This window comes from Kitasatospora sp. NPDC056783 (genome assembly GCF_042789895.1).
Lineage (GTDB): Bacteria > Actinomycetota > Actinomycetes > Streptomycetales > Streptomycetaceae > Kitasatospora.
Window position 1 is genome coordinate 1 of record NZ_JBHUAF010000418.1, and the last position, 7,286, is coordinate 7,286.

The window sequence follows — 7,286 nt, forward strand, 5'->3', positions numbered from 1 at the left end:
CCCAGTACGAGGACGCTTCGCCGGCACGCCCAGCCGGGCGCCCGACGCCGCGCGCTGATCCGACGCGAATTGTGAGACGCGGCCTAACTCCGGGCGGCCGGGAGGTCGTCCAGGACCTGGACGATCGCACAGGCGAAGGCCATGCCGACGCCCGTGCCCAGCAGCATGACGTGGTCACCAGGGTGGACCTCGCGCCCGGTGAGCAGGTGGTGCAGGGCGGCGACCTGGTCGCTGGCGCCGGTGTGGCCGAGCCGGCGGCCGAACTCCCAGGTGCCCAGGCTCAGTTCGCGGTCGAAGGGCTCCAGGATGTGCTCGACGATGCTGCGGCTGCCCGCCGACTGGTGGGTGACCCGGGCGATGTCCCGGGGGTTCAGGCCGGCCTCGTCCAGGGTGCGGTGGATGAGCTCGCTCTCGGCCAGGCCGATCGCCTTGGCCATCGCGCCCTGGTCGCCCTGGAACGCCGTGATCCGCTCGGGCAGGACGACCTGGCGTCCGATCGTGGGCCCCGCCGGGTGCAGCGGCTCCCCGCCGCGGTTGAGCTCCTCGAGCTCCGGCAGCGAGGAGGAGCAGACGTTCACCAGCCGGGCGAAGCCCTGCCGGCGGGAGAGGACGAGCGCGGTGGCGGCGTCCCCGAACAGGGCCCACCGGGTGCCCCGCCAGCGGGCGATCAGCGGGTGGGTCCAGTTGTCCGCGGCGGTGATCAGGGCGGCGGGGCGGTCCGGGGCGGCGGCCAGGAAGCAGCCGGCCAGTTCGAGCGAGGCCACCATGCCGGCGCAGCCCTGCCGGATCTCGACCGAGGGCGCGGAGCCGCCGACGGTGTGCCGCTGCACGTAGTGCGAGGAGGACCAGATGTCGGGGCCCTGGTGGGTGACGGTGGCGTGCATCAGGACGGCGATGTCGGACGCGGGGTGACGGGACATCGCCAGCGCCTCCAGGCCGGCCCGGACCGCCATGTCGGGCGCCGCGACGTCGCCGGCGACGGCCACCGAGAGCCAGTCCATTCCCGCCACGTCCTCCGCCGCGCAGAGCCCCCGCTCGACCGCCTCCTCCAGGGTGACGCGGTCCGGAATGCAGGCGGCGATGCCGTCCAGATAAAGCTCGTCGAATATCACGGGAACCTTCTCTCAGGGGTTCGGTGCGCGAATCGTGGAAAAGGGGGAAAGGCCGCGGAATCGATCCGGCGAGGGTGCGCGGACGATAGCGTAATCGGGTCTGCCGCGGGCTGGGTCCCCCTAAAGAACCCCTGTCCCCGCCGTCCCGGCGGACGCGGCACGTTCCGGCGGGTCAGAATCGGTACCGGCCGTGCGCGACGGAAATGGCCGGTGGGGTACCACGGCAGAATCCCGGGAGTCTCAGGTGGAAAAATCCGCAGTCGTCATCATCGGGGCGAGCAGCGGCTTCGGCGCCGCGCTGGCCGAGGACCTCGCGGCCGCCGGTCGGACGGTGGTCGCGGGCGCCCGCAGCTCCCGGGAGTCCGGCGGCGGGGTCCTCTACCGGCAGGTCGACGTGGCCGACGAGCAGAGCGTCGCGGACTTCTTCGGGTACGCGGCGAGCGTGTCGCCGGCTCCGTACGGCCTGGTCTACAGCGCGGGCGACGCGTCGGCGGTCGGGTACGGCTGGGAGGTCGGACCGGACGAGATGGCCCGGGTCTTCGATGTGACCTTCTTCGGGTTCGTCCGCTGCCTGCGGCACGCAGTGCCGGCGATGCGCGCGGCCGGGCGGGGCAGCGTGCTGGCCCTCGGCTCGCACAGCGCACGGTTCCCGGTGGAGATGCTCGGCGCCTACGCGTCGGCCAAGGCCGCGCTGGAGCACTACGTGCGCACGCTGGCCAAGGAGCTGGCCGGGACGGGCGTGCGGGCCAACGCGCTGGGCATCGTCGCGGAGACGGCGCTGGCCCGGGACTTCCTCGACCGCAAGGCGTCGGCCCTGGGGCGGCAGGAGCCCTACCCGGCGCTCCCGCGGGTGCGGGACAACCTGCCGCTGGCCCGGTTCCTGCTCTCCGAGGAGTCGCGGCACGTCTCAGGCCAGGTGGTGGACGCCTTCCCGCCGGCCTGGTGACGGGCCGGCGCGGCCCTGTCCGGCGGTCTTGCGGCTCAGGAGGGCTCGGGCGCGGTGGCCTCGGGCGAGGCGGTGAGGATCGACTCGGTCAGCGTCAGCGTCCCGGTGCGCACGGCGCCGATGCTCATCCCGGTGCCGACCAGCAGGTCGACGAAGTCGGCGCGGAGCACCCCCAGGATCGCGTGGGCCAGGAAGCCGGCGTCGGCGTCCGGCCGGGCCTCGGCGATGGTCCGGGCGAGGCTGCCCTGCCAGAGCAGGTAGCGCTCCAGGTTGGCGTGCGAGCCGCCGGCGTGGCGTTCCAGCGCGCGCAGCAGCGGGCGGCCGGGCACCACGATGTCGTCGAACAGGCTGCCGACGAAGCCCAGGACCCGCTCCCGGGCGTCCGCCTCGGGATCGGCGAGCCGGTCCAGGGCCTCCTGCTGCCAGTCCTCCGTGAGCTGCTGGAACAGCGCCCCGATCAGGCCTTCGCGGTTGCCGAAGCGCCGGAACAGGGTGCCCTTCCCGACGCCCGCCGCCTCGGCGATGTCGTCCATGGAGACGTGGTCGACGCCGCTGTCCTGGAACAGCTGCTGAGCCGTGACGAGGATCTTGCGCCGGTTGTGCGCTGCGTCCGCGCGCTCCCTGACGGTCACTTGTGCTCCCTTGACATCGTGCGGTGATCGAGGGCTACGCTATCGCAGCCAAGCGGACCAGCGGTCCGGATATGGTGAGATCAGGCTTGCAACGGCAAGGAGATGCGCACATGCGTTCTGTTCGGTTCCACGATTACGGGCCGCCGGAGGTCCTCAAGGTCGACGACGTCCCGGACCCGGAGCCGGGTGAGGGCCAGCTGCTCGTGCAGGTGAGCGCGGCGGGAATCAGCTACGCCGAGATCCAGATCCGCGGCGGCGTGATGGAGCAGTTCGCCTGGTTCCCGGACCCGCCGCTGCCGCACGCGCCGGGCTTCGAGGTCGCCGGCACCGTGGTCAAGGTCGGCCCCGGCGTGGACGACGCGTGGGTCGGCAAGAAGGTGGTCGGTGCCTCCCCGACCGCCGGCGGCTACTCCGAGCTGGCGGTCCTGCCCGTCGCGGTGGCCCAGACCCTTCCGGCCGGGCTCTCCGAGCACGAGGCCCTGGCGCTGTTCGGGCAGGGCGTCGTCGCGGTCGGCGTCGCCGAGGTCGCCGACATCCAGCCCAAGGACGTCGTGCTGGTCGAGGCCGCGGCGGGCGGCGTCGGCAGCCTGCTGGTGCAGCTGGCCAAGAACGCGGGCGCCGAGGTGATCGCCCTGGCGCGCGGCGAGAGGAAGCTCGCCCTCGCCCGCGAGCTCGGTGCGGACCACGCCTTCGACTACGCCGAGGCCGACTGGGCGCAGCGCGTCCGCGAGGTCGCCCCGGCCGGCGTCCAGGTCGTCTTCGACTCGGTCGGCGGCGAGGTCTCCCAGGCCGCCTTCGACCTGCTGGCGATGGCCTTCGGCCGGATGATCGTCTTCGGCACGGCCAGCGGCAAGGTCCCGCAGTTCGACCCGGAGCAGGTCTACGTGCGCGGCGTCACCGTCACCGGCTTCGGCCCGCGCGTCTTCATCCAGCCCGAGTACGGGTTCCGGCTGCGCCAGACCGCCTTCGAGCTCGCCGCGGCCGGCACCATCAAGCCGGTCCTCGGGCCGGTCTTCCGGCTGGACGAGGCCGCCGAGGCCCACCAGGCCTTCGAGGAGCGCGTCACCACGGGCAAGGTGATCCTGGTCCCGTAACCCGAACGGGCGGTGCGGTGGCCGCCTGAAAAACACGCCGCGATTCCCCTGGAACGAATGCGTCCGGTCCTCACAGGACCGGGCGCATTCGTTTTTTCGGCGCCCGCCGACGAATCCCGGAGGTGGCGGAATTCAGACCCCAACGGCGAAATGAGAATCCCTCCCGGTAGGGGTTCTTGGGGGGAGTGGTAGGGGGCCGTACGGGGCGCCGCCCGTACGGCCCCTTGCCTAGCATCGGAATCTGATCGTCCTTGCGCGGCCATTCTCCCGAACAAACTCGACGATGGGAGAGCCATGAACGGCTCGGTTGGTGATTTCGAAGCGATGGACGGCGCGATCGCCGTCATCGGACTGTCCTGCCGCTTTCCCGGTGCGGACGGCGTCGAGGAGTTCTGGAAGCTGCTGCGCACCGGCACCGACGCGGTCACCGAGGCGCCCGCCGGACGGGCGGGGAGGGCGGCCGGCCGCGCCCGGGGCGGCTACCTCGACCGGGTCGACGGGTTCGACGCCGCGTTCTTCGGGATGACCGCGCAGGAGGCCGACGCGACCGACCCGCAGCAGCGGCTCGTCCTCGAACTCGGCTGGGAGGCCCTGGAGGACGCCGGCGTCCGCCCTTCGGAGACCGGCCGGCTCGGCGTCTTCGTCGGCGCGATCTGGGACGAGTACGGCGAGTTGAGCCGCCGGACCGGCCCCGAGGGCTACGACCGGCACAGCGTCACCGGGGTCCACCGCAGCGTCATCGCAAACCGGCTCTCCCACGTCCTCGGCGCGGGCGGCCCCAGCCTGGTCGTGGACACCGGCCAGTCCTCCTCCCTGGTCGCCGTCCACCTGGCCTGCGAGAGCCTGCGGCGCGGCGAGTCCGAACTCGCCGTCGCAGCAGGGGTCAACCTGCTGCTCGGCCCCGAGAACGACGAACTGCTCGCCGCCTGGGGCGGACTGTCGCCCGACGGCGTCTGCCGCACCTTCGACGCCCGGGCCGACGGCTTCGTCCGCGGCGAGGGCGCCGCCGCCGTCCTGCTGAAGCCGCTGGCCGCGGCGATCGCCGACGGCGACACCGTGCTGGCGACCATCCTCGGCGGGGCGGTCAACCACGGCGGCGAGGACAGCCTGACCGCCCCGAGCGTCGCCGCCCAGCGAGCGGTGATCGCGGCCGCCCAACGGGCCGCCGGGATCGGCCCCGCCGACCTCCAGTACGTCGAACTGCACGGCACCGGCACCCCCGTCGGCGACCCGGTCGAGGCCACCGCGCTCGGCGCCGAACTCGCGGGGCGCGCGCAGGACGAACCCCCGCTCGTGGTCGGCTCGGTGAAGACCAACATCGGCCACCTCGAAGGGGCCGCCGGGATCGCCGGCCTGGTCAAGACGGTCCTCGCGCTGCGGCACCGCGCCATCCCGGCCACCCTGCACCACGAACAGCCCCACCCGCGGATCCCGCTCGCGGACCTTCGGCTGGACATGGCGACCGAGCTGCGCCCCTGGCCCCGCCCCGACCGGACCCTGGTGGCCGGCGTCAGCTCGTTCGGGATGGGCGGCACCAACTGCCACCTGGTGCTGGCCGAAGGACACACCCCGGCGGAGCCGTCCGACGCCACCGCGACGATGCCCGCCGTGCCCTGGGTGCTGAGCGGACACACCCCGGCCGCGCTGCGCGCCCAGGCGGAGCAGCTCGGCACCCTGACCGGCGCGGACCCGGTGGACATCGGCCACTCCCTGGTCACCACCCGCACCGCCCACGCCCACCGCGCCGTCGTGGTCGGCACCGACGCCGACCAGCTGTTCGCCGCCCTGCGCGACGCGGCCCCGGCCGGAACGCCCGCCGGGCAGAAGCCGCGCCTCGGCCTGGTCTTCACCGGCCAGGGCGCGCAGCGCGTCGCGATGGGACGCGAACTGCGGGCCGCCTACCCTGAGTTCGCGCGGGCCTTCGCGGAGGTCTGCCGCCACCTGGACCCGCTGCTCGGCGGCTCGCTCACCGCGACGATCGACTCGGGCGAGGGCCTCGGCCGGACCGGCCGGACCCAGCCCGCCCTGTTCGCGGTCGAGGTCGCGCTGGCCAGGCTGCTGGAGTCCTGGGGCGTGCGCCCCGACCTGGTGATCGGCCACTCCGTCGGCGAGGTCGCGGCCGCGCACCTGGCCGGCGCGCTCGAACTGCCCGACGCCTGCGCGCTGGTGGCGGCGCGCGCCACCCTGATGCAGGCGCTGCCGGCGGACGACGCGGCGATGGTCGCCGTCGAGGCCTCGGAGGATGACGTGCGTGCCCTGCTCGGTGAGCGCACCCGGTCCGCCGACGTCGCCGCCGTCAACGGCCCGACCTCGGTGGTGCTCTCCGGCGACTCCACCGTCGTGGCGGAGATCGCCGAACAGCTGCGCGCCCGCGGCCGGAGGGTGAAGCGGCTCACCGTCAGCCACGCCTTCCACTCGCCGCAGATGGACCCGATGCTGCCGGAGTTCCGGCGCGTGGTGGCGGGACTGCCGTTCCACCCGCCACGCGTGCCGATGGTCTCCACCGTCACCGGCCTGCCGCTCACCGCGGAGGAGCTCGCCTCGCCGGACTACTGGGTGCGCAACGTGCGCCGGCCGGTCCGGTTCGCGGATGCGATCCGCGCCGCCGACGCGACCGTCCTCCTGGAGGTCGGCCCCGACGCCGCCCTGACCGGCGCGATCGCCGACACCCTGCCCGAGGTTCCGGCGGTCGCCACGCTGCGGGCCGGACGCGGCGAACCCGTCCAGCTGCTGACCGCCCTCGGCCGGCTCTACGCGCACGGCGTCGAGGTCGACTGGCCGCGGCTGTTCGAGGGCACCGGCGCCCGCCGGATCCCCCTGCCCACGTACGCGTTCCAGCGCGAGCGGCACTGGCTCGGCCTCCCGCGCACCGACGGGCCCGCGCACGAGCCCACCCGGGCCGACGCGCTCCGGCGGCAGCTGGCCGAGCTGCCCGACCCGGCGGTGGCCGTCACCGACCTGGTGAACCGGACCCTCGCGCGGGTCCTCGACACCGACGCCGCGCAGCTCGACGCCGACAGCACCTTCCGCGACCTCGGCCTCACCTCGGTGACCTCGGTCGAACTGCGCGACGCGCTCGTCACCGAGACCGGGATCCCGCTGCGCACGGGCCTGGTCTTCGACCACCCGACACCGCGCCGGCTCGCCGAGCACCTGCACCGCTCGCTCGCGCTCGGGTCGGTGGAGGCGGCGGTGGAGGCGGCGGGTGCGGCGGCTCGGGGCGCGGCGGACGACGACCCGATCGCGATCGTCGGGATCGGCTGCCGGTTCCCCGGCCGGGCCGGTTCGCCGGAGGAACTGTGGGACCTGATCGCGGGCGAGCGGGACGTCGTCTCCGCCTTCCCGACCGACCGCGGATGGGCGCCCGGCCCGGTCCGGCACGGTGGGTTCCTGTCCACCGCCGCCTGGTTCGACGCGGGCTTCTTCGGCATCTCGCCGCGCGAGGCGCTCGCGATGGACCCGCAGCAGCGGCTGCTGCTGGAAACCACCTGGGAGGCCTTCG

The 7,286-nt window shown here is 74.0% G+C and carries 5 protein-coding genes; 3 read left to right on the forward strand and 2 right to left on the reverse strand.

Annotated features, from left to right (window positions below):
• Positions 1–83 precede the first annotated feature (83 nt).
• Complete coding sequence (locus ACFRMQ_RS35505) at positions 84–1,112, reverse strand: ketoacyl-ACP synthase III family protein (RefSeq protein ID WP_380734931.1); 1,029 nt, start codon at positions 1,110–1,112, stop codon at positions 84–86.
• Positions 1,113–1,356: 244 nt separating this feature from the next.
• On the opposite strand from ACFRMQ_RS35505, the gene ACFRMQ_RS35510 reads away from it, so the two are divergent.
• Positions 1,357–2,058: an SDR family NAD(P)-dependent oxidoreductase gene (locus tag ACFRMQ_RS35510; RefSeq protein ID WP_380734932.1), complete on the forward strand. Its 702-nt coding sequence runs from the start codon at positions 1,357–1,359 to the stop codon at positions 2,056–2,058.
• Positions 2,059–2,093: 35 nt separating this feature from the next.
• On the opposite strand, the gene ACFRMQ_RS35515 is transcribed toward ACFRMQ_RS35510, so the two are convergent.
• On the reverse strand, positions 2,094–2,690 hold the full coding sequence (locus ACFRMQ_RS35515) for a TetR/AcrR family transcriptional regulator (RefSeq protein ID WP_380734933.1): 597 nt from the start codon (positions 2,688–2,690) through the stop codon (positions 2,094–2,096).
• Between the two features lie 110 nt (positions 2,691–2,800).
• On the opposite strand from ACFRMQ_RS35515, the gene ACFRMQ_RS35520 reads away from it, so the two are divergent.
• Positions 2,801–3,784 (forward strand): zinc-binding alcohol dehydrogenase family protein, encoded by a 984-nt coding sequence (locus ACFRMQ_RS35520; protein WP_380734934.1) that lies wholly within the window; start codon positions 2,801–2,803, stop codon positions 3,782–3,784.
• A gap of 294 nt (positions 3,785–4,078) precedes the next feature.
• The coding region (locus ACFRMQ_RS35525; RefSeq protein ID WP_380734935.1) for a type I polyketide synthase at positions 4,079–7,286 on the forward strand (3,208 nt) is incomplete at its 3' end.